The organism is Streptomyces corchorusii (assembly GCF_001514055.1).
Lineage (GTDB): Bacteria > Actinomycetota > Actinomycetes > Streptomycetales > Streptomycetaceae > Streptomyces > Streptomyces olivaceoviridis.
Genome location: NZ_KQ948361.1, coordinates 37914 through 64777, shown reverse-complemented (window position 1 = coordinate 64777; position 26864 = coordinate 37914). Strand labels below are relative to the sequence as shown.

The following is a 26864-nucleotide window of genomic DNA, read 5'->3' as shown; positions in this document are numbered from 1 at the left end:
GCGCGTACGCGGTCTTCCGTGGTACCGGTGGCGCACGTTACTGTCCCTGCGGCTTGTGCGACCTGTGGTGCGCGACCCGTCCGTTAGGAGGAAGGGCCGCGTCATGCGTTTCAGACCCACGTCCCTGCTGCTGGCCGCGCTCCTCGCGACCGCCGGCACCGCAACTCCCGCCCTGGCGGCGCCCGCCGCGCCCCACGGCCTCGTCAAGGACCCGACCCCGTACGTCGACCCGCTGATCGGCACCAGGAACGGCGGCGACGTCTTCCCGGGCGCCGTCGTGCCGTTCGGCATGCTCTCCTGGAGCCCGGAGAACACCCGCGGCGACGCCACGAGGACCGCCGCGCCGGGCGGCTACCAGTACGACGCCACCCGCGTCCGCGGCTTCAGCCTCACCCACATGTCCGGCACCGGCTGCGCCGGCGGCAGCGGGGACATCCCGTTCTTCCCGTACGCCGGCGAGGTCACCTCCTCCCCGGCGAGCGACACCAAGGACGCCGTCTACGCCTCCGACTTCCGCCACGCCGACGAGACCGCCGAGCCCGGCCACTACAAGGTCGGCCTGGCCTCCGGCGTCACCGCCGACCTCACCGCCACCGCGCGCACCGGCTCGGCCCGCTTCACCTACCCGGCCGGCAAGCCCGCCTCGCTGCTGGTGCGCACCGCCAACTCCGAGGTGGGCTCGCAGGACTCGACGGTCTCGATCGACCCGGACACCCGGACCATCTCCGGCTCGGTCACCTCCGGGAACTTCTGCGGCTACCTCGACCCCGAGGGCCAGCGCGCCTACTACACCCTCTACTTCACCGCCCGCTTCGACCGCGCCTTCCAGGCCACCGGCACCTGGCGCGACGACCGGCTCGACCCCGGCTCCCGCGAGGCGTCCGGCGGCACCGGCGGCTTCTCGCACGGCGGGCGCCCGGTCGCCGGGAAGGGCGCGGGCGGGTACGTCCGGTTCGCGCCCGGCGACGGTCCGGTCAACGTCAAGGTCGGCATCTCCTACGTCAGCCGGGAGGCGGCCGAGGCCAACCTGGCCGCCGAGAATCCGCCGGGGCGGTCCTTCGACGCGGTCCGGGAGGCGGCCCGCCGGGCCTGGCGGGAGCGGCTGGGAGCCATCCGGGTCGGCGGCGGCACGGACGCCGAGCGCACCACCTTCTACACCGCGCTCTACCACGCGCTGCTGCACCCCAACGTCATCAGCGACGCCGACGGCAGGTACCGGGGCGCCGACGGACGCGTGCACACGGTCGACCGGCGGCGGCACGCCCAGTACGGCACCTTCTCCGGCTGGGACGTCTACCGCGACCAGGTCCAGCTGCTGACGCTGCTCGACCCGCGCACGGGCTCGGACATCGCGCAGTCCCTGTACGAGCTGGCCCGGCAGAACAACGGCGTCTGGGACCGCTGGCTGCACGGCGCGAGCGGCACCCACGTCATGAACGGCGACCCCTCGCCGGCCGCGCTCGCCGGCATCCGCGCCTTCGGCGGCACGGACTTCGACCTCAAGGGCGCCCTGAAGTCCCTCGTGCGGGCGGCCACCGTCCCCACACCGCAGGACCTGTCCCCGGCGGGCAAGCCCGTGCTGTCGGTGGGTCAGCGCCCCTCCCTCGACAAGTACCTCAAGCTGCACTACATGCCGAGCGTGTCCAACGCCTGGGGCGGGGCCGCCGAGACCCTGGAGATGTCCGGCGCGGACTTCGCGATCTCCCAACTCGCCCGCGCGGCGGGGGAGAAGGACACGGCGGACACCTTCGCCCACCGCGCCCAGTGGTGGCAGAACAACTTCAACGTCGCCGCCGCGCCGGACGGCGGCTACATCGCGGGCCGCAAGGCCGACGGCAGCTGGGTCACCGGCTTCACCCCGGACACCGGCAACGGTTTCGTCGAGGGCACGGCCGCCCAGTACACCTGGATGGTCCCGCACGACCCGGCGGGCCTCTTCGCCGCGCTGGGCGGCCGGGAGGCGGCGCTCGCCCGGCTGGACGACTTCTTCCACGACGCCGACGGCGGCTGGGCCTTCACCGGCAACGGCGGCACCAAGTCCGAACTGGACAACGAGCCGTCGATCAACGTCCCCTACCTGTACGACTACGCCGGCGCCCCCTACAAGACGCAGGAGACCGTCCGCGCGGCGATGCGGCAGCTGTGGTCCACCGAGCCCGGCGGCATCCCCGGCAACGACGACCTCGGCGCGATGTCCGCCTGGTACGTCTTCTCCGCCCTCGGCATGTACCCGCAGGTGCCGTCCCGCGCCGAACTGGTCCTCGCCTCACCGCTGTTCGAGCGGATCGAGATCGACCGCCCGCACGGCAACGACATCTCCGTGCGCGCCACGGGAGCGGCGGCCGACGCACCGTACGTCCGGTCCCTGAAGGTGAACGGCCGCAGCAGCGACCGGCCGTGGCTGCCCGCGTCCTTCGTCCGCGACGGCGGCCGGCTCGACTACACGCTGTCCGCCACCCCGGACCACGACTGGGGCGCGAGCAGCCCGCCGCCGTCCTTCCGGGAGGGCGAGCAGCCGTACCAGATCGGCGTCGGGCCCACCACGGCCACCCTCGCCCCCGGTGACAGCACGACCATCGGCATCCGCGCGCTGTCCCTGACCGGCGGCACCGGTCCCGAGGTCCGCTTCCGGGTCCAGACCCCGGCCGGGGTGACGGCCACGCCCGCCGAGGGCACGGTCACCGACGGCGCCCAGCAGATCACGCTCACGGCGGCGCGGGACGCCGAGCAGGGCTTCGCCGACGTCGGGGTCACGGTGACCTCGGGCGACTCCTCCTACGAGCAGCCGGTGGCGCTCACCGTGGCCGCGCCGGGCACCCTGCTCGCCGCCTACAACAGCACCGGCGTCTCCGACGACGACGGCGACCACGACGAGGCCGACTACGACGGCGGCGGCTGGAGCTACTCCCGGCAGGCCCTCGCGGCGGCCGGCCTCACCCCGGGCAAGCAGGCGACGGCCGGCGGTCTCGCCTTCACCTGGCCCGCCTCACCCGCCGGCCGCCCCGACAACGCCTCGGCGTCCGGCCAGACCATCCTGCTGAACGCCCCGGCAGGCGCCCTGTCCTTCATCGGCAGCGCCGTCAACGGCAACCAGCAGACCAAGGCGACCGTCACCTACACCGACGGCACCACCGGCACCGTCGACCTGTCCTTCACCGACTGGACCGTGGGCGGCGGTGGCGGCTCCGTCCAGTACGGCAACGAGGTCGTCGCCAAGACCGCGTACCGCAATGTCGCCGGCGCCGACAAGGACCCGGTGGCGACGTACGTCTTCGCCACCAAGCCGTACCAGGCCCCGGCGGGCAAGCAGATCAAGAGCGTCACGCTCCCGCGCGACACGGACCTGCACGTGTTCACCCTCGCCACGGGCTGACACCGGCGGTGCGGGGCGCACCCACACGGACTCCGCGCTCCGCACCGTGCCGGTGCACCTTCGTCACGGCCCCGGCCGGCGGCTCGCCTCACCCCAACTGGTGGAGCAGTTCCTGCACCGTGGCGAGCAAATCGTCCGGCACAAGTCCGTCCTCCTCGTACACCGCCACGACGCGTCGAAGCTGGCGTCTGGCTGCCGCGTCGGCGTCGAGCTGCGACTGTGCGAAGGCCAGATTCGACCGCGCGATCAGGGAGTCCCGGTGGTTGCGGCCCAGGGCGGCGTCCAACGGATCGACGAGCGCCACGAGTTGTCTGGCCGCGAGAGCTGTGTGTCCCTGGCGCAGCAGGACGGCCGCCAGAGCCTGGCGGTCCTGGAGGGTCTCCGGGTGGTCGGCCCCCAGGTCCCTGCTCTTCGTGGCGACGATCCGGCGGAGTTCGTCCTCCGCCTCGGCGTCTCGGCCCAGCTCGAAGTAGATGTCGGCCAGTTTCCGGCGCGCCGCCAGCAGGCGGGGCCCCTCGCCGTCGGCCGTATCCACCAAGGTTCCCACGACGGCACGGAGCAGGGCTTCCGCGTCCGCGTGCCGGTTCAACCGGTGCAGGGACTCCGCGTGGTTGAGCCGGGCGTCGACGGTCTCGCGATGGCCGGCGCCGAAGATCCGCTCCAGCGCGAGGGCCGCTGTCCGCAGCAGCTTCTCCCCCTCGGCCGCCCGGCCGGTCGTGGCGAGCAGACCACCGAGGGCTCCGCGCGTGACGAGTGCCATGGGGTGAGCCCCTTCACCGATACGGTCCCACGCGGCGAGCGTCTCGCACAGCTCCGCCTCGGCCTCGTCGAGCCGTCCGAGTTCGACGAGGGCGCGACTGAGGTTGTTCCTGGTGACCAGGGTGCTGGGGTGGGCGGGTCCCTGCGTCCGGTCTTCCAGCGCCAGGATCTCCGTGAAGGCGGCATGGGCCTGTTCCACCTCGCCGAGTTCGAGGAGCAGGTCAGCGAGTTCATGACGGGTCACGAGCGTCGGCAGTGCCGCCTCGCCCAGGGAGTCCGTCTTGACGCTGACGATCTGCTCGAACAGGGACCGGGCCCCGGCCAGGTCGCCTCGGGCGCGCAGGGTGCGGCCGAGCTCGTGCCGAGCCGCCAAGGTGACCGGGTGGTCGGGCCCCAGCACCTCCGCCGTGCGGGAGACGACGACGGACAGCTCGGCATGGGCGTAGGCGACGTCCCCGCGGTCCAGACGGAGCCTGGCCAGTTCATGGCGTGCCGCCAGGGTGGTCCGGTGATCCGGGCCGAGGGTCTTCAGCGCCGATTCCAGGACGTGGGCGAGCTCCGCCTCGGCCTCGTCATAACGTCCTTGATCGTGCCGGAGGTAGGCCAGGTTGTGCCGTGTCGCCACGATGCGCGGCGCGTCCGCGGGAAGGCAGTGCCCGAGGGCGTCCAACGCGTGGCGGAGCTGCTCCTCCGCCAGCGCCCACACACCGGCCGTGTGAGCGTACGCGGCGGTCAGCGCGGCGAGGTCACCGCGGACCATCCACTCCTCCCCGGCCGTGTGGGAGGTGTCGGACGCGACCCACGTGCAGTGCGGTGCGAGCAGACGCCACAGCGGCCACGTCGACGTGTCGTCGCTCGGCAGCCCGCCGGCCACCTTCGCCAGCAGCACTACGGCCAGGGTCGTGTACTCGGGTGCGCCCGCGACGGCGTCCGGCTGCATGCGCGTAATCTCACGGACGAGCGGGTGGACGACCAGGGTGTCCACCGTCGTACCGTCCGCCTCGATCCGGCGGCGGTTCAGCAGCCCGCAGCCGAGGAGACCGCGCACGGCCTCCTCCAGACCGGTCGCCGACAGCCCGGCGAACACGCTCGCCCGCGCCAGCACGCTGCCGATGAGCAGCACGACCGGCAGGGGGTCGGGCGCGAAGAAGGAGATGAGCCGGAACAGCGGCCGTGCGACGACGGCGCCTTTCGCCTCCAGCAGATCCAGGGACATCTCCCAGGTCCGCGTCAGCGGACCGGACGGGTCGTGCGACAGGGCCGAGACGGTTTCGGGGAACTCCCGGTCGAGCGCCGCCCGGTACGCGGCGAACGAGCGCGGCGTGTGCGACTCCGGGAGCACCGGGTCGTCGCTCGTCATGGCGAGATACCTGCCCACCAGTAGCAGGGCGAGCGGCAGTCCGCCGAGCCGCCGGGACAGGCTCCGGGCCTCTTCCTCTGTCCCGGCCCGCGGGGCGAGTTCCCGGAGCATCGCGGCGCCGTGCGCCTCGCCGATCGGGTCGACGGTGTGCACGGCCGCCTGCCTCCACCAGGCGGCGGGCCGTTGCTCCCGGCTGGTGACCAACACGGTGCTCCCCGGCCGGGGTGTCCTGATCCAGTCGCGCACCGTCGACGGGTCGTCGGCGTTGTCGACGACCAGCAGCCATCGCCCCGTACCCGGGGCGTCCAGCGCGCGCCACAGTACGTCCCGGGCCGCCTCGCGCCGTGACCACACCTCGCGGGCCTCCACGCGGGACACACCCGCCTGCACGGCGACCTCGCGCAACCCTTCCTCGAAGGTGCTGCGGGTCGCGGCGTCGACCCACCACACCTGCAACCCGGCGGCGCGGCCCCGGCGGGCGAGCGCCAGCGCCACCGTGCTCTTGCCACAGCCGCCGACCCCGCACAGCACCACCCGGTCGCCGCCACGCGTCATCTGCTCCGCCAGCTCGGCCAACAGCGCGTCCCGGCCACGGATGTGGTGTTCGATCGCGTCCTCGGGGACTGCGACCGACAGGTCTCCCGCGGGCTCACCGCCCATGCCCGGGAGCGAGGGCAGCCCCAGGTGCCGCTGGGCCAGGTGGATCAGGTCCGGCGCGGTGAGGAAGTCGGTGAGGGCGACCGCGTCGAAGACGTCCAGCTCGACGTCGTGGACCTCCCGTGCCTCACGTTGCAGCGCGTGCCGTGCGGCCACCGGCACGGGGGCGACGGTGAAGTACAGGACACGGTCCACGGCGCGGCCCTGTCCGTTGATCGCTGCCAGATCCTTCCTGACCTTGGCCGGGACGTTGGTCCTCTGGATGGTGCAGGCCAGGACGACCCGCTGCGGCGACGCGAGAGCGGCGAACTCCGAGGCCGGGGGGTGCGGCGGGTGGACCAGGGCCGTCCAGAAGCTCTCGCCGTCCCGTCCCTGGTCGCCCCCGCTGCTCACCGGTCCGGTGGCCAGCAGCAGGTTGCTGACCAGACGCCGGCGGGCGACCTCAAGGCAGAGCCGCTCGAACTCGTGGTGCGCGTTGCGCTCGCCCATCGTGTGCAGCGCGAAGCGCACCAGCTCACGGATGTCCACGGGAGCGTGCATCGGTCGACCCCCCTCGTCGTACGCGGTGCGTGACAGGGGTCGATTCTGCCTCGGCGCACTGACAGAGGTGGGCGGAGCCGACCGGATCATCCTGGCGTGTGGCACCCCCGGGTACGCTGGCCGCCGAGCCCGGCGACGATGTCGTACGGCCCCGGGGGACGCCTGGTGTCCGGCGGACCCCCGGGGCCTCGTGTCATCGCGGGTGGGCCGCTGTTCAGCCCAGCAGTTCCACCTCCGCCAGGGTCGACTCGCCGTCCAGGACCAAGCGGTACTTGGTGTAGGTGCCCGGTGCGGCGATGGTGAAGGCGCGGGTCTGGCGGTCCCACGTGAACGTCTCACCGGAGCGGTGGTCCAGGGTCCGCCAGGTCGTGCCGTCGGTGGAGCCCTCCAGGGTCCAGCCGGCCGGTGCCTTCGTGCGGTCGGCTCCCGAGGTCAGCGTGTACTGCACCGGCCGTACGTCGCCCTGAACCGGGAGGTCCGCCGAGGTGAGCGTCGCGCTCGTCGCCGAGGTGTCGTCGAAGAGCGGGCCGTCACCCTTCAGCACGTCCGCGCGGGGCGCCGGCACCTTGTCGTCCTGGGTGACGGAGACCGGTGCCGCGTCCTTCCCGGTGCCCCACGCCGACGGCTTGGAGCCCATGAAGAAGTCCAGCACCCCGCCCTTGGACAGCAGCGAGTGCGGCAGCGACGTCGACTTCCAGGGGCGGCCGTTGACCATGACGCCCTGGACGTAGACGTTCTTCGCGCTGTTCCCCGGCGCCCGCACCACCAGGTCCCGGCCGTTCTCCAGGTGCACGGTGACCTTCTTGAACAGCGGGGAGCCGATGGAGTACTCGCCGCTGCCCATCACCAGCGGGTAGAAGCCGAGCGCGGAGAAGAGGTACCAGGCCGACTGCTCGCCGTTGTCCTCGTCGCCGTGGTAGCCCTGCCCGATCTCGCTGCCGGTGTAGAGCCGGGACAGCGCCTCACGGACGTACGCCTGCGCCTTCCACGGCTGGCCGGCCGCGTCGTACATGTAGATGACGTGGTGCGCGACCTGGTTGGAGTGGCCGTACATGCCCATCCGGACGTCCCGCGCCTCGGTCATCTCGTGGATGACACCGCCGTAGGAGCCGACGTGGTCGGGGGAGGCCGTCTCCGGGGTGGCGAAGTACTCGTCCAGCTTGTCCGCCAGACCCTGCCGGCCGCCGTACAGGTTGGCCAGGCCCCGGCTGTCCTGAGGGGCGGTGAAGGCGTAGCCCCAGCCGTTGGTCTCGGTGTAGTCGTACCCCCACACGCGCGGGTCGTACTTCGCGGAGTCCACGCGCCAGTCGCCCTTGGCGTCGCGCCCCTGGAAGAAGCCGGCCTTGGCGTCGAACAGGTTCACGTAGTCGCGGGCCCGGTTGAGGAAGTACTCCGACTCCTCCCGGTAGCGCTTCTCGCCGGTCTTCTTGTAGAGCGCCTCACCCATCTTCGCGATGCCGTAGTCGTTGACGTAGCCCTCCATCGCCCACGACAGGCCCTCGTGCGTGTCGGTCGAGGTGTAGCCGAGGAAGGGCGAGGTGGACATGCCCTTGCGGCCCACGCCCGACATCGGCGGGACGACGGTCGCGTTCTTCACGGCCGCGTCGTACGCCGCCTTCGCGTCGAACTGCACGCCCTTGACGTAGGCGTCGGCGAACGCCACGTCCGAGGAGGTGCCGGTCATCAGGTCGGCGTAGCCGGGGGAGGACCAGCGGGAGGTCCAGCCGCCGTCCTTGTACTGCTGCACGAACCCGTCGACCATCTCGCCCGCCTGGGACGGGGTCAGGAACGAGTAGGCGGGCCAGGTGGTCCGGTAGGTGTCCCAGAAGCCGTTGTTGACGTACACCTTGCCGTCCACGATCTTCGCGCCGGTGTGCGTCGGGGTGTCCGGACCCGGCATCGCGGAGAACGGCGAGGCGTACCGGTCCTTGCCGTCGACCCGCTCGAAGCCCGAGTTGGGGTACAGGTACAGCCGGTACAGGCCGGAGTACAGCGTGGTGAGCTGGTCCGGGGTCGCCCCCTCCACCTCGACCTTGCCGAGCAGCTTGTCCCAGACCTTCTGAGCACGCTCCTTGACCGTGTCGAAGGAGGTGCCGTCCGGGATCTCCTGGCGCAGGTTGTCCTTGGCCTGGTCGACGCTGATGAGCGAGGTCGCCAGGCGCAGGGTCACCGTGTGGTCGGCGCCCGCGTCGAAGCGCAGGAAGCCCTTCACCCCGCTGGAGGCGCCGTCGGTGACCGGCTTGTCGAACTCGCCGTACACGAACAGCCGGGTCGCGCCCGTCGACAGGCCCGACTTCACGTCCGAGTAGCCGGTGACGGTCCCGTGCTCCTTGTCGAGCGTGAGTCCGGCCTGCTCGGTGACGTTGTCGAACAGCACGCTCGCGTCGTCACCGGGGTAGGTGAAGCGCAGGGCGGCGGCGTGGTCGGTCGGGGCCATCTCGGCCTTGAGGCCGTTGACGAACCGGACGCCGTAGTAGTACGGCCGCGCGGTCTCGTCCTCGTGCCGGAAGGGCAGTTCCCGCGCCTCGCGGCCGGTGTCCGGGGTGCCGGACGCGGCCGACGGCATCAGCTGGAAGGTCTGCCGGTCGCCCATCCACGGGCTCGGCTCATGGCTCGCGCTGAACGCCTGGATCGTCGGCAGGTTGTCCGCGTTGTTCGCCCGTGCGTACTCGTACAGCCAGCTCAGCGAGGACGCGTTGGTCACCGGGGTCCAGAAGTTGAAGCCGTGCGGCAGGGCCGTCGCCGGGAAGTTGTTGCCGCGCGAGAAGCTGCCGCTGGAGTTGGTGCCGCGGGTGGTCAGCGCGTAGTCCGACAGATGCGCCTTCGGCTTCTCGGGCGCCACCGGCTTCAGCGTCACGTCGTCCAGCCAGCCGCGGAACTTCGCCGGGCCGTCGGGGGAGTCGTACGCCACCAGGATGCGGTCGACGGTCTTGCCGGCCGCGACCGAGCCGATCCGCGCGGCCACGTTGTTCCACTGGTTGACGTACAGGGCCTTCGACGCGCCCTGCCCGCGCGGGGTGAGCGGGAAGCCGTGCTGGTCCAGCGCGCCCAGGCCGCTCAGATAGGTGCCGTCGGTGAAGGCCAGGTCGACGGAGACGTTGGTGGCGTCGTAGTCGCGGTCGCCGTCGGCCATCGACGGGAAGAGGCGGTACGACAGCTCGGTGTCGCCGCCGACCTTGACGTTCACGTCGAAGACCTTGTTGTACGAGTAGGCCCGGCCGGCCGCCGTGTGCCGCCCGGCGTAGCGCAGGGCACGCTTCCCGGTGAACCCGGCACGCGCCTTGGCGGTCGGGGAGCCGCTCGGGCCCTTGTCGACCAGGGTCAGCATGTCCTGCGGCACCGGACCACCGCCGCTGCCGGTGGAGAACTGCACGTCGGCGAGCTGGAGGATGTCCGGCGCGCCCGCGTTCTTCGTCACCTCCAGCCGGAAGTGCTGGTACTCGGCCGGCTCGGCGAGGTCGTACGACTTCGTCTGGAACCGCTCGGCGAAGTTCTCGCCCGAGCGGGTGTCGACCGTCTTCCAGTCCTTGCCGTCGGTGGAGCCCTTCAGGGTCCAGTCCTCGGGGTCGCGCTCGCCGAAGTCATTGGCCGAGGTGAGCGCGTACGTCGTTATCTTCACGGGCTTGTCCAGGTCGAACTCCACCCAGCCGGTGGGCTCGAAGGTCAGCCACTTGGTGCCGGGCTCGCCGTCGACGAGGTTCTCCTTGACCTCGCCGGCGCCGGTGTTCTCGCCGCTGGCCCGGACTTCGGTGACATGGTCGGTGACATTGCCCGGAATGCCCGTGCTGTAGCCGCCGTCCACGCCCGAGGCGCGCTTGGTGCCGTCCCGTCCGGTGTCGACGGTGTTCAGCCAGTCCGGCGCCGGGTCGCCCGCCTCGAACGAGGATGCGAACTCCCGGTCGGGCGCCGGAGCCTTGCCGGGCAGGGCGACCGCCGCGCCCTGCGCGCCGACGGCCATGACAAAGGCGGCCGTGAGGACGACCGCCGGGCCCCATCTGTGCCGCGTTCTCCGCTGCATCTACCGATTTCCCCTCCTGCGCCCCCTCCGGACAACGTTGTCAACTACGGGGCGCAGGAACCAGTAGGTGGTCAAGTGGTCCGTGATGTCAAGGGTGTTGGCTGTGGCATTCAGGGAGTTATGTCGCGACTTTTTCCGGCGGGCCGTTCCGCGGGCCTTCATATTTCCGCGAGGTCTCAACTCGGAAAAGACCCCACGCGAACCGTGCATTCGATCTTGCCCAGTTGGCGGGAAGTGGACTATACCTGTCGGCGTTTCCAGCACGAGCCAGCACTACCCGACAGCGGTGCCGGGGAGGATCCGGTTCACCGCCTGAGTCCTGGAGAAGGCGAGGACTTGAGCATGGGATCCACTGCGCACCACGACGTCGAAGGTGTGGGCCGTCGTGACCTGATCAAGCGGTCCGCGGCGCTCGGCCTGGTCGCGGCCCCGGGAATGGGCCTGTTGTCCGCCTGCGCCAGCGGGGGCGGTGACGGACAGGACAAGGCGAAGGCGGGCAAGAAGACCGCGAAGAACCCCCTCGGCGTCAACGACACCGCGGGCATGGAGTTCGTCCTCTTCGACGGCGGCTTCGGCAAGGAATACGCCCAGGACGCGGTGAAGGTCTACGAGAAGGACTTCCCCAAGGCCAAGGTGAAGTTCGCCACCACCCAGAAGATCCAGTCCACCTTGCAGCCCCGCTTCAACCAGGGCAACCCGCCGGACCTCATCGACAACTCCGGGGCCGAGCAGATGGACATGGGGGTGCTCGTCGGCAAGAACCAGCTCGCCGACCTCACCCCGCTGCTGGACGCGCCGTCGTACGACGACCCGGCCAAGAAGGTCCGCGACACGCTGCGCCCCGGCATCGTGGAGATGGGCCAGTTCGACGGCGAGCCGGTCTGGGTCCTGTACTACGCCTACACGGTCTACGGCGTCTGGTACTCGCAGAAGGCCCTCGACTCGCTGGACGCGCAGTACCCGCAGACCTGGGACGAGATGCTGGCGGTCTGCGCGAAGGCCAAGAAGAAGGGCATGGCGGGCTGGACGTACGCGGGCAAGTACCCGTACTACATCCCCTTCTCGCTCTACCCGATGATCGCCAAGGTGGGCGGCCGGGAGGTCCTCGACGCCATCGACAACCTGGAGCCGAACGCCTGGAAGCACCCCGCGGTCAAGGCCTGCTTCGAGGCCTACTACGAGCTGTACAAGAAGGGCTACGTCCTCAAGGGCACGCCGGGCCTGGACCACATCCAGTCCCAGACCGCCTGGGCCAAGGGCGAGGCGCTGTTCATCCCGAACGGCTCCTGGGTGGAGAACGAGTCGGCCAACGTCATCCCGGCCGACTTCGACCTCGCCGTGTCCGCGCCCACCGGCATCGACTCCTCCGACAAGCTGCCGTTCGGCACCATCTGGGCCTCCGGCGGTGAGCCCTTCGTCGTGCCGGCCAAGGCGAAGAACACCGAGGGCGGCATGGAGCAGCTGCGCATCCTGCTCTCCGAGGCGTCCTCGAAGAACTTCACCACCAAGGTGAAGTCACTGACCGCGTACAACGGGGGCACCAGCGGCATCAGCCTCACCCCGGGTCTGAAGTCGGGCGTGGCGGCGCTGGACAAGGCGGGGTCCAACGTGGTGAATCCGCGTCTTCAGGACTGGTACGTGCAGTTGCAGAAGGAGAAGATCGGCGTGTCCGGTCTCGGCGAGATGATGGCCGGACGGCTCACCCCGGCCGAGGCCATCAAGAAGATCCAGGGCTTTGCCGACGAGGCGGCGAAGGACACCTCGATCAAGCACTACAAGCACCAGTAATCCAGCACCCTGACAGCACCGGAGTGGCGATGCAACACGGCAAGTACCGGTTCATCGTGGGGTTTCTGGCACTGCCCCTCGGACTGTACGCGCTCTTCGTGGTGTGGCCGTTCATCCAGTCCATCTACTACTCGTTCACGGACTGGACGGGCCTCAGCCCCGAATTCCACATGGTCGGCTTCGACAACTACAAGAGGATGTTCGACGACGACATCTTCTGGAAGTCGCTGGAGCACAGTCTGCTGTTCGCCCTGGTGCTGCCGGTGGTGACGATCAGTCTCGCGCTGTTCCTCTCCTTCATGATCAATGTGGGCGGACGGCACCGAAGGGGCGGCCCCGTGATCTCCGGGGTCCGGGGCTCGTCCTTCTACAAGATCGTCTACTTCTTCCCGCAGGTGCTGTCGATCGCGATCGTCGCGCTGCTGTTCGCCTTCGCCTACAACCCGGACAGCGGCGCGATCAACTCGCTCCTGCGCGGCATCGGCCTCGACGGCGTGCAGCCGCTGTGGCTGGGCGACCCGAGCCTCGCCCTGTGGTGCGTGATGGCGGTGCTCGTGTGGTCCACGGTCGGCTTCTTCGTGGTGCTGTTCTCCGCGGGCATGGCCTCGATCCCGGCCGAGCTGTACGAGGCGGCGCTGCTGGACGGCGCCGGCCGCTTCACCACCTTCTTCCGCGTCACCCTGCCGCTGCTGTGGGACACCGTGCAGTCCGGCTGGGTGTACATGGGCATCCTCGCGCTCGGCGCCGAGTCGTTCGCAGTCGTACAGATCATGACGACCGGACCGGGCGGTCCCGACTACTCGACCACGGTGATGGTCCTGTACGTGTACCAGAAGGCGTTCCGGGACGGTCAGGCCGCCTACGCCACCACCATCGGCGTCGCCCTGCTCGTCGTCACGCTCGCGTTCGCCGCGATCGTGATGCGGCTGGGCCGTCGCGAGCGGCTGGAGTACTGAAGCGATGAAGACGACCGAGACCCCCGCGCCGCTGCCGGCCGAGTCCGGCGCCGGCGTCTCCAAGGTGGACGTGCCGCCCACCGGGCGGCCCGCCGTGCGCAAGAGGGAAGGCAACGTCCTCAACGTCTTCTCCCACGGCATCCTGGTCATCTGGGCGATCATGGTGGTCCTGCCGCTGGTGTGGGCGGTAATGACCTCCTTCAAGGACGACAGCTCCATCTTCGGTTCGCCCTGGTCGCTGCCCGACAGCCTGCACTTCGACAACTGGGCGCGGGCGTGGACCGACGCCAACATGAGCGACTACTTCCTGAACACCGTGCTGGTGGTCGGCGGCTCGCTGATCGGCACCCTGGTGCTCGGCTCCATGGCGGCGTACGTGCTGGCCCGCTTCGACTTCCCCGGCAACCGCTTCGTCTACTACCTGTTCGTCGGCGGCATGAGCTTCCCGATCATGCTCGCGCTGGTCCCGCTGTTCTACGTCGTCAACAACATGGGGCTGCTGAACACGATCCACGGCCTGATCCTGGTCTACATCGCCTACTCGCTGCCGTTCACGGTCTTCTTCCTCACCGCGTTCTTCCGCACCCTGCCCACCTCGGTGGCGGAGGCGGCCTTCGTCGACGGCGCCTCGCACGCGCGGACGTTCTTCCAGATCATGCTGCCCATGGCGAAGCCGGGTCTGATCAGCGTCGGCATCTTCAACTTCCTGGGCCAGTGGAACCAGTACATGCTGCCCACGGTGCTCAACACCGACCCCGACAAGAAGGTCCTCACCCAGGGACTGGTCCAGCTGGCGGCCAGCCAGGGCTACAAGGGTGACTGGTCGGGGCTCTTCGCGGGCCTGGTCATGGCGATGCTGCCGGTGCTCGCGGCGTACATCGTCTTCCAGCGCCAGGTGGTGCAGGGGCTGACCGCGGGGGCGCTCAAATAGCTGTTCCGGCCCGGCGGGGCAGTCCCGCGGCCGTCCCGAGACGCACACCGTCCCGTCGCCCGGGAGGGTGTGCGTCGCCGTGTCCATGTACCCGGAAACGGTTCAACCTCTTGACGGGAGTCGCCCCGAACGGCTCAGCTTAGAGTTCACTAGTTGGACATACACGGGGCCTCGCCGAAGCGGCCCCGCGCTCAGGAGGTCGTCGTGGAGACTCCAGGGTCGCAGTCGTCACTGCACCGAGCCAACCTGGAGCGGGTGGTACGGGCCGTACGGCTGGCCGGGTCCCTCACGCAGGCGGAGATCGCGCGGACCACCGGGCTGTCCGCCGCGACCGTCTCCAACATCGTGCGGGAGCTGAAGGACGGCGGAACCGTCGAGGTCACGCCCACCTCGGCCGGCGGGCGGCGGGCCCGCAGCGTCAGTCTGAGCGGGGACGCCGGCATCGTGATCGGGGTCGACTTCGGGCACACCCACCTGCGGGTCGCGGTCGGGAACCTCGCCCATCAGGTGCTGGCCGAGGAGGCCGAGCCGCTGGACGTCGACGCCTCCGCCGACCAGGGCTTCGACCGGGCGGAACAGCTGGTCAACCGGCTGATCGCGGCGACGGGCGTGGACCGGGCCAAGGTGGCCGGCGTGGGGCTCGGCGTGCCGGGTCCGATCGACGTCGAGTCGGGCACGCTCGGCTCGACCGCCATCCTGCCCGGGTGGGGCGGCACCAAGCCCGCCGAGGAACTGCGCGAACGGCTCGGCGTGCCGGTGCACGTGGACAACGACGCCAACCTCGGCGCCCTGGGCGAGCTGGTCTGGGGCAGCGGCAAGGGCGTCCGGGACCTGGCGTACATCAAGGTCGCGAGCGGTGTCGGCGCCGGTCTGGTGATCGACGGGAAGATCTATCGCGGCCCGGGCGGCACAGCGGGCGAAATCGGGCATATTACACTCGACGAATCCGGCCCGGTCTGCCGCTGCGGAAACCGCGGCTGCCTGGAGACGTTCGCGTCGGCGCGCTATGTGCTCCCGCTGCTCCAGCCCAGCCACGGCTCCAGCCTGACGATGGAAGGCGTCGTACGGCTGGCCAGGGACGGTGACCCGGGCTGTCGTCGGGTGATCGCCGACATCGGCCGCCACATCGGAAGTGGAGTGGCGAATCTCTGCAATCTGCTGAACCCGAGCCGGGTGGTCCTCGGCGGTGATCTCGCCGAGGCCGGTGAGCTGGTGCTCGGGCCGATCAGGGAGTCCGTCGGCCGCTACGCCATTCCCAGCGCGGCGCGCCAACTGTCCGTTCTCCCGGGGGCACTTGGTGGCCGCGCGGAGGTGCTCGGGGCGCTCGCCCTCGCCCTCAGCGAGATGGGCGATTCAACCCTTTTGGAGGGGGCGTTGTCCGTGGCGACCCCTGCCTTCACTTAGAGAACGGATGGCACCGTTGCCATCTCGTTAAGGATTTACTTCTTGACGTCGCACGTGTGGCCGAGTTGACTTCCAGCCACCTCGGCCGCAACGACGCGGCCTCGTCAGGGAGGTTTGAAGAGTGAACAAGCGCATGCGTCGTGCTGCCTTTGCTTTCTGTGCCACCGCAATGACCGTCTCGCTCGCCGCCTGCGGCAGCGCGAAGGAGTCCGGCGGCAACGGCGACAGCGGGAAGACGACCACCCACAAGGGTGACGACATCACCGTCGGTCTGCTCCTGCCGGAGAACCAGACCGCCCGCTACGAGCAGTTCGACAAGCCCATCATCGAGAAGCAGATCAAGGATCTGACGAACGGCAAGGGCAAGGTCGACTACCTCAACGCCAAGCAGGACGCGACCCTCCAGTCGCAGCAGATCGACACGATGATCACCAAGAAGGTCGACGTGCTGATCCTGGACGCGGTCGACTACAAGGCGGTCGCGCAGGGCGTCAAGAAGGCCAAGGACGCGGGCATCCCGGTCGTCGCCTACGACCGCCTCGCCGAGGGCCCCATCTCCGCCTACACCTCGTTCGACAACGTCGAGGTCGGCAAGACGCAGGGCGAGGCCCTGCTGAAGGCCCTGGGCGGCAAGGCCAAGTCCGGCAAGATCGTCATGATGAACGGCTCCGTGACCGACCCGAACGCCGCGCAGTTCAAGAAGGGCGCGCACGAGGTCCTCGACGGCAAGGTGAACATCGGCAAGGAGTACGACACCAAGGAGTGGAAGCCGGAGAACGCCAACGCCAACATGGAGGGCGCCATCTCCGCCCTCGGCAAGGACAAGATCGTCGGCGTGTACTCCGCCAACGACGGCATGGCGGGCGGCATCATCACCGCGCTCAAGGGCGCGGGCCTCAAGACGCTTCCCCCGGTCACCGGCCAGGACGCCGAGCTCGCGGGCGTGCAGCGCATCGTGGCGAACGAGCAGTACATGAGCGTCTTCAAGTCCTACCCGCAGGAGGCCGAGACCGTCGCCAAGATGGCCGTCTCGATCGCCAAGACCGGCAAGGTCGACAGCTCGCTCGGTGCCACCACCGTCGACAGCGGCACCGAGAAGGGCATTCCGTCCGTCATCGTCCCGGTAGTCTCGCTGACGAAGGACAACGTCAAGGACACGGTCATCAAGCAGGGTTACTACACGGTCCAGCAGATCTGCACGGCCAAGTACAAGGCCGCCTGCGACAAGATCGGCCTGCGCTAACACCCCACGGAGCCGCCCAGGCGGCGGCTCCACCGGCCCGCACGTGAGGCGCGCGCCCACTTGTTCGCGCGCCCCGTGCCGGCACGTCCGGCGCCCCGCCGCCGACAGCCCCGCAGCACAACGGCGGGGCGCCGGACGGAACGCCCCTCACTCTTCATGTTCAACCTCCCGCCGGGGTCAGGCTCGGGCGGCGAAGGAGATGGTTCACGTGTCCGCTACGCCCGTGCTGGCGTTGCGCGGGGTCTCCAAGCGATTCGGTGCCGTTCAGGCGCTCACCGACGTAGAGCTTGAGGTCCACGCCGGAGAGGTGGTTGCCCTCGTCGGCGACAACGGCGCCGGCAAGTCCACCCTTGTCAAGACGATCGCGGGTGTGCACCCCATCGATGACGGTGTCATCGAGTGGGAGGGCCTCCCCGTCACGGTCAACCGGCCGCACGACGCCCAGAACCTGGGCATCGCGACGGTCTACCAGGACCTCGCCCTGTGCGACAACATCGACGTCGTGGGCAACCTGTTCCTCGGCCGTGAGATCAAGCGCCGCGGTGTCCTGGACGAGGTCGAGATGGAGCGCCGCTCGCGCGAGCTGCTCCAGACGCTCTCCATCCGCATCCCCAGCGTGCGCATCCCGATCGCCTCGCTCTCCGGCGGTCAGCGCCAGGTCGTGGCCATCGCCCGCTCCATGCTCGGCGAGCCCAAGCTGGTCATCCTCGACGAGCCGACCGCCGCCCTCGGCGTCGAGCAGACCGCCCAGGTCCTCGACCTCGTCGAGCGGCTGCGCGAGCGCGGCCTCGCGGTCATCCTGATCAGCCACAACATGGCCGACGTGAAGGCCGTCGCCGACAAGGTCGCCGTCCTGCGGCTCGGTCGCAACAACGGCGTGTTCGAGGTCAAGACCACCTCGCAGGAAGAGATCATCTCCGCCATCACCGGCGCCACGGACAACGCCGTGACCCGTCGTGCGGCGCGCACCACCGCGGAGGCTCAGAAGTGAGCATCGACAAGACCCAGGCCGAGCCCGTCGACGCGCCCGCCGTCGCGGCCGACGCCGCCCCCGCCGTCGACCCCCGCCTGCTCGTGCGCGAGCAGGGCTTCGCGGGCTATGTCACCGAGTTCAAGCGGAAGATGCGCGCCGGCGACCTCGGCGCCCTGCCGGTCGTGGTCGGCCTGATCGCCATCTGCGCGATCTTCCAGAGCCTGAACTCCGCCTTCCTCGGCGCGGAGAACCTCAACAACATCTTCGTCGCCATGGTGGCCACCGGCATGATGTCGGTCGGCATCATCTTCGTGCTGCTGCTCGGCGAGATCGACCTCTCCGTCGGCTCCGTCTCCGGTGTCTCCTCGGCGATCACCGCCGTGATGAGCGTCACGCACGGCGTCAACGAGTGGCTCGCCGTCCTCGCCGCCCTCGCGGCCGGCGCGGTCATCGGCGCCCTGCACGGCTTCTTCTTCGCCCGGATCGGCGCTCCCGCCTTCGCGGTCACCCTGGCCGGCCTGCTGTTCTGGAACGGCTTCATGCTCCAGATCCTGGGGTCGAACGGCACGATCAACATCGACGGCGACGGCGTGGTCGGCAAGCTCACCACGTACTACTTCTCGGACGTGGCCGCCGCCTACCTCCTCGCCTTCGTCGCGGTCGCCGGATACTTCCTGTCGGCCTTCCTCGGCAACCGCCGCCGCGCGCTCGCGGGCATCCCGTCCCGCCCGCTGAGCGACATCGTGCTGCGCACCGTGCTGCTCGCGGTCGCCGCGTTCGGCGTCGCGGTCATGTTCAACCAGTACAAGGGTCTGCCGCTCGCGGTGCTGCTCTTCGTGATCGTCTTGGTCGGCAGCGACTTCGTGCTGCGCCGCACCGCGTACGGCCGCAAGGTCTTCGCGCTCGGCGGCAGCGTGGAGGCGTCCCGCCGCGCCGGTATCAACGTCACCCTGGTGCGCGTCTCGGTCTTCGCCATCGCGGGCTTCTTCGCCTCGGTCGGCGGTCTGTTCTGGGCCTCCAAGATCGCTGCCGCCAACCAGAGCGCCGGCTCCGGCGACCTGCTGATGAACGTCATCGCCGCGGCCGTCATCGGCGGCACCAGCCTCTTCGGCGGCCGGGGCCGCACCTGGAACGCGCTGCTCGGTGTCCTCGTGATCACGTCGATCCAGTACGGCCTCGCCCTTCAGGGCATCGCCACCCCGATCCAGTACATGATCACCGGTGGCGTGCTCCTCGCCACGGTCGTCATCGACTCGATCACCCGCAAGACCCAGAAGTCGGCCGGCCGCGCCTGAGCGCACCCGACGCACCATCCTTGCCCGGCACCGTCCCACGGTGCCGGGCAAGGGCGTGTCCGGGCCGGCCGCACGGGTACAGCCGTTCGCGTGAGTCATGACCCCCCGCCCGGCCATCGGGCGTGCGGACGGAACATTAGACTCGTCCAAGCCCGGCAACAGCTCGATCAGCTCTACTGCAAGGAGGCACGGGTGCCGCTGCTGACCCGCATCAGGGGACCGCGCGATCTGGACCGGCTCAGCCTGGAGGAGCTGGACCAGCTGGCGGAGGAGATCCGGACCTTCCTCGTCCAGGAGGTCTCCAAGACCGGCGGGCACCTGGGCCCCAACCTGGGTGTGGTGGAGCTGACCATCGCCCTGCACCGGGTCTTCGAGTCCCCGAAGGACAAGGTGCTGTGGGACACCGGCCACCAGTCCTACGTGCACAAGCTGCTCACCGGCCGGCAGGACTTCTCCAGGCTGAAGATGAAGGGCGGCCTGTCGGGCTACCCCTCGCAGGCCGAGTCCGAGCACGACGTCATCGAGAACAGCCACGCCTCCACCGTGCTCGGCTGGGCCGACGGCATCGCCAAGGCCAACCAGCTGCGCCGACGGGACAGCCATGTCGTCGCCGTCATCGGTGACGGGGCCCTGACAGGCGGGATGGCCTGGGAGGCGCTCAACAACATCGCCGAGGCCAGGGACCGGCCGCTGGTCATCGTCGTCAACGACAACGAGCGGTCGTACGCCCCCACCATCGGCGGGCTCGCCAACCACCTGGCCACCCTGCGCACCACCGACGGCTACGAGCGCTTCCTGGCGCGGACGAAGGACATCCTCGACCGCACCCCGGTCGTCGGCAAACCGCTGTACGAGACCCTGCACGGCGCCAAGAAGGGGCTGAAGGACTTCATCGCCCCGCAGGGCATGTTCGAGGACCTCGGCCTGAAGTACGTCGGCCCGATCGACGGCCACGACATCGAGGCGCTGGAGTCGGCGCTGGCCCGGGCCAAGCGGTTCGGCGGGCCGGTGATCGTGCACTGCCTGACCGAGAAGGGCCGCGGCTACCAGCCCGCCCTCCAGGACGAGGCCGACCGGTTCCACGCCGTCGGCAAGATCCACCCCGACACCGGGCTGCCGATCGCCTCCTCCGGCGCCGACTGGACCTCGGTCTTCGGCGAGGAGATGGTCAGGCTCGGCGAGGAGCGCGAGGACGTCGTCGCCATCACGGCGGCCATGCTCCAGCCCGTGGGCCTCGACAAGTTCGCCAAGCGGTTCCCCGAGCGGGTGTACGACGTCGGGATCGCCGAGCAGCACGGCGCCGTCTCCGCCGCCGGCCTCGCCTACGCCGGGCTCCACCCGGTCTTCGCCGTGTACGCCACCTTCCTCAACCGCGCCTTCGACCAGGTCCTCATGGACGTGGCCCTGCACAAGTGCGGTGTCACCTTCGTGCTCGACCGGGCCGGCGTCACCGGCACCGACGGCGCCTCGCACAACGGCATGTGGGACATGTCGATCCTCCAGGTGGTGCCGGGGCTGCGGCTCGCCGCGCCGCGCGACGCCGACCAGGTGCGGGCCCAGCTGCGCGAGGCCGTCGCCGTCGACGACGCGCCGACCGTGGTGCGTTTCTCCAAGGGCGCCGTCGGCCCCGCCGTACCCGCCGTGGGCCGGATCGGCGGCATGGACGTGCTCCGGGAGCCGGGCACCGACCGGCCGGACGTGCTGCTGGTCTCCGTCGGCGCGCTCGCCCCGATGTGCCTGGAGATCGCGGAGCTGCTGAACAAGCAGGGCATCTCCACCACCGTGGTCGACCCCCGCTGGGTCAAGCCCGTCGACGAGGCCATGGCCCCGCTGGCCGAACGGCACCGGGTCGTCGTCACCGTCGAGGACAACAGCCGCGTCGGCGGTGTCGGCTCCGCCGTCGCCCAGGCCCTCAGGGACGCGGGCGTGGACGTGCCGCTGCGCGACTTCGGCATCCCGCCGCGCTTCCTCGACCACGCCTCCCGCGCCGAGGTCATGGCCGAGATCGGGCTGACCGCGCCCGACATCGCCCGCCAGGTCACCGGGCTCGTCTCCAAGCTGGACGGGCGGTTCGACCGTACGGAGGGTGCCGTGGACCCCGTGGAGCCCGCGCGCGACTAGAAACCGCCGCAACGGGCCGGTTCCGCCGCTTCTCCCGGTGGCGGAACCGGCCCGTTTGCGTGAACCTGCCTGTGCCGGGGAATACGCTCCCAGGCCCTCTCGATCATGTTGAGCCATATCGAGGTCTCACAAGCGTGGGAGGTAGGTACGTGAGCAACGCGCTGTTCCGGACGAAAAACGTCGAGCAGTCCATCCTGGACACCGAGGAACCCGAACACTCGCTCAAGAAGTCGCTGACCGCCCTCGATCTGACCGTGTTCGGCGTCGGTGTCATCATCGGCACCGGCATCTTCGTCCTCACCGGCACGGCGGCGAAGAACACCGCCGGCCCCGCCGTGTCGCTGTCCTTCGTCGTGGCCGGTGTCGTCTGCGCGCTCGCCGCCCTCTGCTACGCCGAGTTCGCCTCCACCGTCCCCGTGGCGGGCTCCGCCTACACCTTCTCCTACGCCTCGCTCGGCGAACTCCCCGCCTGGATCATCGGCTGGGACCTCGTCCTGGAACTGGCGCTCGGCACGGCCGTGGTCGCGGTCGGATGGTCCGGCTACATAGCCTCGCTGCTCGACAACGCGGGCTGGCACCTGCCCGAGGCCCTCTCCGGCCGGGACGGCGCCACCGGCTTCGGCTTCGACATCCTCGCCGCGGCCCTCGTCCTGGTGCTCACCGCCATCCTCGTCATCGGCATGAAGCTGTCCGCACGGGTCACCTCCGTCGTCGTCGCGGTCAAGGTGGCCGTCGTCCTCGTCGTGATCATCGCTGGTGCCTTCTTCGTGAAGGGCGGGAACTACGACCCGTTCATCCCGAAGGCGCAGTCCGCCGAGGCGGCCGGGAACCTCAAGGCGCCCCTGATCCAGCTGATGGTCGGCTGGGCGCCCTCGCACTTCGGCGTCATGGGCATCTTCACCGCGGCCTCCGTGGTCTTCTTCGCGTTCATCGGCTTCGACGTCGTCGCCACCGCCGCCGAGGAGACCCGCAACCCGCAGCGCGACGTCCCGCGCGGCATCCTCGGCTCCCTGATCATCTGCACCGCCCTGTACGTCGCCGTGTCGATCGTCGTCACCGGCATGCAGAAGTACAGCGCGCTGTCCGTGAAGGCGCCCCTCGCCGACGCGTTCAAGGCCACCGGGCACCCCTGGTACGCGGGCCTGATCAGCTTCGGCGCCGCCGTCGGCCTGACCACGGTGTGCATGATCCTGCTGCTCGGCCAGTCCCGGGTCTTCTTCGCCATGAGCCGCGACGGGCTGCTGCCCCGCTTCTTCTCGCACACCCACCCGAGGTTCCGCACCCCGTACCGGTCCACCATCCTGCTCGGCGGCGTCATCGCGATCGTCGCGGGCTTCACCAGCCTCAGCGAACTCGCCGAACTGGTGAACATCGGCACGCTGTTCGCGTTCATCGTCGTCGCCCTCAGCGTCATCATCCTGCGCAAGTCCCGCCCGGACCTGCACCGGGCCTTCCGCACCCCGTGGGTCCCGGTCGTCCCGGTCCTGTCCGTGTGCGCCTCGCTGTGGCTGATGCTCAACCTGCCCGCCGAGACCTGGATCCGGTTCGCCATCTGGATGGTCATCGGCTTCTTCGTCTACTTCCTCTACGGCCGCTCGCACAGCCGCCTCGCCCGGCGCGAGGAGACCACGGCCGGCGAGGCCGCGCGCCCGCCGAAGGCGACCGGCTGACCCGCACACTCGCGGCCCGGTCCCGTATGTCCCGCTTCGGCTGGGACGGCGGGGCCGGATAGCGTGCGGAGCATGCTCGCCGCCCCGCTCGCCCCCGCACGGACCACGGTCACCCGGACGGCGTACTGGGCACGGCTGCTGCCCCTCCTGGCGACCCTGGCCTGCGTCACCCGGATCCCCTCCTTCCGCAGGCCGCTGTGGAACCCGGACGAGGGCTTCCTCGCCGTACAGGCGCGTCTGCTCGCCCAGGGCGGGGAGCTGTACGACACGGTCGTCGACCGCAAGCCGCCGCTGCTGCCCTGGCTCTACCAGGCCGCGTTCGCGCTCTGCGGCTCCGGCTCCCTGACCCCGCTGCGGGTGCTCGCCGTCCTCGCCCAACTGCTCACCGCCGCGCTGCTGGCCTCCCTGGCCCGCCGCCGCTGGGGCGAGCGCTCCGGCCGCACCGCGGGGGTGCTGTACCTGCTGGTCTCCGTCGGCCTCAACCCCGAGGACGCGCAGGCCGCCACCTTCGAGGTGTTCATGCTGCCCTGGACGGTCGCCGCCCTGTGGTGTGCCGACCGGGGGCGCTGGGGCGCCGCCGGGGCCGCCGTCGCCGCCGCGTTCCTCACCAAGCAGACCGGCGGCGCGGTGCTGCTGCCGGTGGCCTGGTTGCTGCACCAGCGGGGCGGCACCCGCGCGGGCCTGCCACGGCTCGTGGCCGGCTGCGCCGCACCCGTGCTCGGCGCGGCCCTGGCGACGGACCCGGCCGGCTTCCTGTTCTGGACGGTGACCGGCTCCGCCGCCTACGCCTCCGTCACCGGCTCCGAACTCCACGTCCTGGTCCGCGCGCTGACCAACACCGCGATCCTGGCGGTGGCGTCGGCGGGGCTGCTCCCGCCGGTCGTACGGGCCCTGCGGGGCGTCCGCGCCCAAGCGGCCGAGGCGTGGCTGTGGCTGTGGCTGGCCTCCTCGGCGGTCGCCGTGGTCCTCGGCTGCCACTTCTTCGGCCACTACTACCTGCAACTCACCCCGCCGCTCGCCCTGCTGGCCACCGCAGCGCTGCGCGTCCTGCCCCGGGACGGGCACCCGGCCGCCGTGCTCACCTCGGCCTGCTGCTGCGCCCTCTTCGTCGGCTGGGGCCTGTTCGCCCCCCGCCCCGACCTCGCGCACGCCGAACGGCTGGCGGCGGCCCTCGCGCACCGCACGGCACCCGCCGACCGGGTCCTCGTCTGGGGGATACACCCGGAGACGTACTGGCTGGCCGGCCGCACCCCCGCCACCCGCTACCTCACCGCGGGCCTGCTCACCAACTACAGCGGCGGCCGGGACGGCCCCCAGGTCGGCGAGAAGTACGCCGTCGCCGGTGCCTGGCCGGTCTTCCGGCGCGAGATGGCCGCGCACGCCCCCGCCCTGGTCGTCGACGACTCCCGCGGCAAGCCGTACGCCCCCGCCCGCCTGCCCACCCTGCACCGCCTGCTGACGGCGGGTTACACGGAGGTGGCCAGGGTGGACGGCGCGGTCCTGTACGCCCGGGTGCCGGAGGGCTGACGGCGAGGCCGCCGTGCCGACGGGATGTTGCGCGCCGCGGCCGGGCGGTTGTGGCGCGATGACCTGGCCTATGCCGAGCGGCGCCGGCAGCCGCGGTCCCCCGGCCGGTTCCCGGCCTGAGCGGCGCACGGGGGCTTCCACGGCCGTCCTCGCGTCTGCGGTCACCGGTCGGAGGCGGCACGGCGGATCGCTCTGCGCCGACTCGGGACGGTGGCGCCCGGGCGCCGGGCCTCACGGGCACCAGGGGCGGGTGCCGGAGGGGGCTCCCCGGCCGTATGGACGGGTGGTGCCGCTCAGTCCAGGACCGTGCGGGGGCCGGTCACCTCCGCGCCCAGGGCCGTGACGCGGCGGCGCAGTTCGCGGTCGGCGGTCACCACCAGACGGGACCGGCCGGGGTGTTCGGCGGTCAGCTCCACGATCCGGTCGTCCCCGCTGCCCGGCGCCGACTCCACCCGCACGCCGGGCACGGACGCCACGTCCCGGGCCGCGCCCTCGACCACGAGCACGATCTCCACGGGCCCCGTGTGCCCGGGCAGGCCCTCGCTCGCCAGCCGGTCCCGCAGCCGCTCGGCCGCCCCCTTGCGGTCCCGCCACCAGCCGTCGGGCCGCGACCCGACGACGTTCGCGCCGTCCACCACGACGAGCAGGGGGGAGGGGGCGGGGGACACGGGGCCGAGGGGGTCGGTCATGCACCCCAGGGTCCCATGACCGTGGCCAGGGGGCGGGCCCCGGGGCCGGTACCGAGCGGCTTAAAGTGAACCGGTGAACGGCGACTGGCTCCTCCGCGGCCGAGACGGCCGGCTCAGTGTCTACCAGCTGTCGGGCGACGCCGTCCTGTGCCGGGCCGAGCGTGGCCCCCGCGGCCCCTGGTCCGCCCCGCGCAGGGTCGGCGGCGAGCAGAGACTGCACACCGTCCTGGCGGTCGGCCAGGGCGCCGACGGCTACGCCCACCTGGTCTCCTGGCGACCCACCGTCAAGGGCGAGTCCGGGCTGGTGCACTCCACGCACTTCCGCCCGCACCTGGCGGCCCTGGACTGGCACCCGGTCGGCCACCCGGACAAGAAGGGCGACCGCACCGGCACGCCCGCCGTCGCGGTGGACGCCCAGGGCCGCGCCCATGTCTTCGTCCGCAACAAGGGCGGCGGGATCTCCATGCTCGCCCAGAAGGAGAAGGGCGGCTGGGACCCCTGGCGGGACCTCAAGGGCAAGGAGGTCCAGGACGGACTCGCGGCGGTCACGGGGGAGTCCGGCCGGGTCGAGCTGTACGCGGCCGTCCCGCAGGGCCTGCTGTACTGGCGTCAGGAGGAGCCGGGCACCCAGCCCGTGCTCCAGGAGGCGCTGAAGGCACCGGTCCGCCCGGGCACCCTGCGCGCCCTGGCCACCTCCCCGGAGCGTACGACCGTCTTCTACACCAGCACCTCCGGCGACCTGTGCGCCTGGCGGCCGGGCGGCGAGCCGGTCACCCTGCTGCCCGCGGCCGGCCCCGGCCCGGTGTCGGCGGTCCGCTGCGACCTGGACGGCCACGACTGCACCCTGCTGGTCCAGCGGACCGCAAGCCGCCGCGTCGCCTTCGCCGCGTATCCGACCGAACTGGAGTCGGCGGGCGCCTGGTGGACCGAGTCGGGTCCCGAACTCCCGCTGGACGCGCTGGTGTCCCTCACGACGGACGAGGAGGACCGGGTGGTGGCGGCAACGTTGTCCCCGTCGACCGGTCGGCTCCTGCTGACCCGGCGCAAGGACGAGCCGGGGCTGGCGCTGGAGGCGTGGCGGGAGGTCTGAGCGCGCCATGATGTGATGGCCGTCGTGGACACCGAGACACTCATCGACGCCTGGCGGCGTCTCCTCGCCGGATCCGGAAAACCGTGGGTGCTGTTCGAGCACGGCACGTGCGTGGTGCTGGAGGAGCCGGGGGAAGGGCTCGCCGAGCGGGCCACCGAGATCCTGCGCGCGTACGGCCCCGTGAGCGTGGGCGGCCCAGCGGGCGACTTCCGTGTGCTCGAACTGAAGAACGGCGAGGGCTGGCTGGTGACGGGCCACCATCCGGACGTCGTCACCTTCGTCGCCCTTGCGGAGTCCGAGGACCCCTCGCACCTGGCCGTGGGCATGCTCGGGCGCTCCCGCCGCGACCGGGACGGCAGGGACCTCCACGTCGTCCACGTCGAGGACGGCCGGCCCCGGACCTGAGCCCCGGCCGGCACCCGGAAACGCGGGTGCCCGCACCCCGGCAGGAGTGCGGGCACCCGGCGGTC

General features: G+C 70.8%; 16 protein-coding genes and 1 pseudogene. 14 read left to right on the top strand and 3 right to left on the bottom strand.

Annotated elements, in window-relative coordinates; all coding sequences use genetic code 11:
* Positions 1-103: 103 nt before the first annotated feature.
* Positions 104-3373 carry a GH92 family glycosyl hydrolase gene (locus AQJ11_RS27585; RefSeq protein WP_059264840.1) on the top strand — a complete coding sequence of 1090 codons (3270 nt, stop codon included), beginning with the start codon at positions 104-106 and terminating at the stop codon, positions 3371-3373.
* An 88-nt stretch (positions 3374-3461) separates the two neighbouring features.
* Here AQJ11_RS27585 and AQJ11_RS27580 read toward each other — a convergent pair whose 3' ends face one another.
* Both AQJ11_RS27580 and AQJ11_RS27575 read right to left on the bottom strand, forming a co-directional pair.
* Positions 3462-6689 (bottom strand): tetratricopeptide repeat protein, encoded by a 3228-nt coding sequence (locus tag AQJ11_RS27580; RefSeq protein ID WP_059264838.1) that lies wholly within the window; start codon positions 6687-6689, stop codon positions 3462-3464.
* 214 nt (positions 6690-6903) lie between these two features.
* Positions 6904-10707, bottom strand: coding sequence for a GH92 family glycosyl hydrolase (locus AQJ11_RS27575; RefSeq protein ID WP_244218366.1), 3804 nt, complete (start codon positions 10705-10707; stop codon positions 6904-6906).
* A gap of 342 nt (positions 10708-11049) precedes the next feature.
* On the opposite strand from AQJ11_RS27575, the gene ngcE reads away from it, so the two are divergent.
* The 11 genes and pseudogenes from ngcE to AQJ11_RS51270 all read left to right on the top strand — a co-directional run.
* Positions 11050-12495: an N-acetylglucosamine/diacetylchitobiose ABC transporter substrate-binding protein gene (ngcE, locus tag AQJ11_RS27570; RefSeq protein ID WP_041665539.1), complete on the top strand. Its 1446-nt coding sequence runs from the start codon at positions 11050-11052 to the stop codon at positions 12493-12495.
* A gap of 29 nt (positions 12496-12524) precedes the next feature.
* Positions 12525-13451 (top strand): carbohydrate ABC transporter permease, encoded by a 927-nt coding sequence (locus AQJ11_RS27565; RefSeq protein WP_014675631.1) that lies wholly within the window; start codon positions 12525-12527, stop codon positions 13449-13451.
* A gap of 4 nt (positions 13452-13455) precedes the next feature.
* Entirely contained in the window at positions 13456-14382 is a 927-nt protein-coding gene (locus tag AQJ11_RS27560) for a carbohydrate ABC transporter permease (RefSeq protein ID WP_014675632.1), read from the top strand.
* A 204-nt stretch (positions 14383-14586) separates the two neighbouring features.
* Positions 14587-15786 (top strand): ROK family transcriptional regulator, encoded by a 1200-nt coding sequence (locus tag AQJ11_RS27555; protein WP_059264836.1) that lies wholly within the window; start codon positions 14587-14589, stop codon positions 15784-15786.
* A 133-nt stretch (positions 15787-15919) separates the two neighbouring features.
* Entirely contained in the window at positions 15920-17029 is a 1110-nt protein-coding gene (locus tag AQJ11_RS27550; protein WP_175252294.1) for a sugar ABC transporter substrate-binding protein, read from the top strand.
* Between the two features lie 199 nt (positions 17030-17228).
* Complete coding sequence (locus tag AQJ11_RS27545; protein WP_041665540.1) at positions 17229-18020, top strand: ATP-binding cassette domain-containing protein; 792 nt, start codon at positions 17229-17231, stop codon at positions 18018-18020.
* Positions 18017-19297: a sugar ABC transporter permease gene (locus AQJ11_RS27540; RefSeq protein ID WP_014675636.1), complete on the top strand. Its 1281-nt coding sequence runs from the start codon at positions 18017-18019 to the stop codon at positions 19295-19297. Before AQJ11_RS27545 ends, AQJ11_RS27540 begins: the two co-directional genes overlap by 4 nt.
* A 192-nt stretch (positions 19298-19489) precedes the next feature.
* Positions 19490-21418 (top strand): 1-deoxy-D-xylulose-5-phosphate synthase, encoded by a 1929-nt coding sequence (dxs, locus tag AQJ11_RS27535; RefSeq protein ID WP_014675637.1) that lies wholly within the window; start codon positions 19490-19492, stop codon positions 21416-21418.
* Positions 21419-21567: 149 nt separating this feature from the next.
* Complete coding sequence (locus AQJ11_RS27530) at positions 21568-23088, top strand: amino acid permease (RefSeq protein ID WP_059264834.1); 1521 nt, start codon at positions 21568-21570, stop codon at positions 23086-23088.
* A 72-nt stretch (positions 23089-23160) separates the two neighbouring features.
* Positions 23161-24615: a glycosyltransferase family 39 protein gene (locus AQJ11_RS27525; protein ID WP_059264832.1), complete on the top strand. Its 1455-nt coding sequence runs from the start codon at positions 23161-23163 to the stop codon at positions 24613-24615.
* Positions 24616-24639: 24 nt separating this feature from the next.
* Positions 24640-24735, top strand: a pseudogene (locus AQJ11_RS51270) (DUF5914 domain-containing protein); the annotation flags it as partial.
* 173 nt (positions 24736-24908) lie between these two features.
* On the opposite strand, the gene AQJ11_RS27520 reads toward AQJ11_RS51270, so the two are convergent.
* Positions 24909-25304 carry a PIN domain-containing protein gene (locus AQJ11_RS27520; RefSeq protein ID WP_059264830.1) on the bottom strand — a complete coding sequence of 132 codons (396 nt, stop codon included), beginning with the start codon at positions 25302-25304 and terminating at the stop codon, positions 24909-24911.
* Between the two features lie 73 nt (positions 25305-25377).
* Here AQJ11_RS27520 and AQJ11_RS27515 point away from each other — a divergent pair, with 73 nt between their 5' ends.
* Together AQJ11_RS27515 and AQJ11_RS27510 are read left to right on the top strand one after the other, a co-directional pair.
* On the top strand, positions 25378-26394 hold the full coding sequence (locus tag AQJ11_RS27515; protein ID WP_059264828.1) for a PLL family lectin: 1017 nt from the start codon (positions 25378-25380) through the stop codon (positions 26392-26394).
* Positions 26395-26409: 15 nt separating this feature from the next.
* Positions 26410-26799 carry a hypothetical protein gene (locus tag AQJ11_RS27510; RefSeq protein WP_014675642.1) on the top strand — a complete coding sequence of 130 codons (390 nt, stop codon included), beginning with the start codon at positions 26410-26412 and terminating at the stop codon, positions 26797-26799.
* Positions 26800-26864 lie beyond the last annotated feature (65 nt).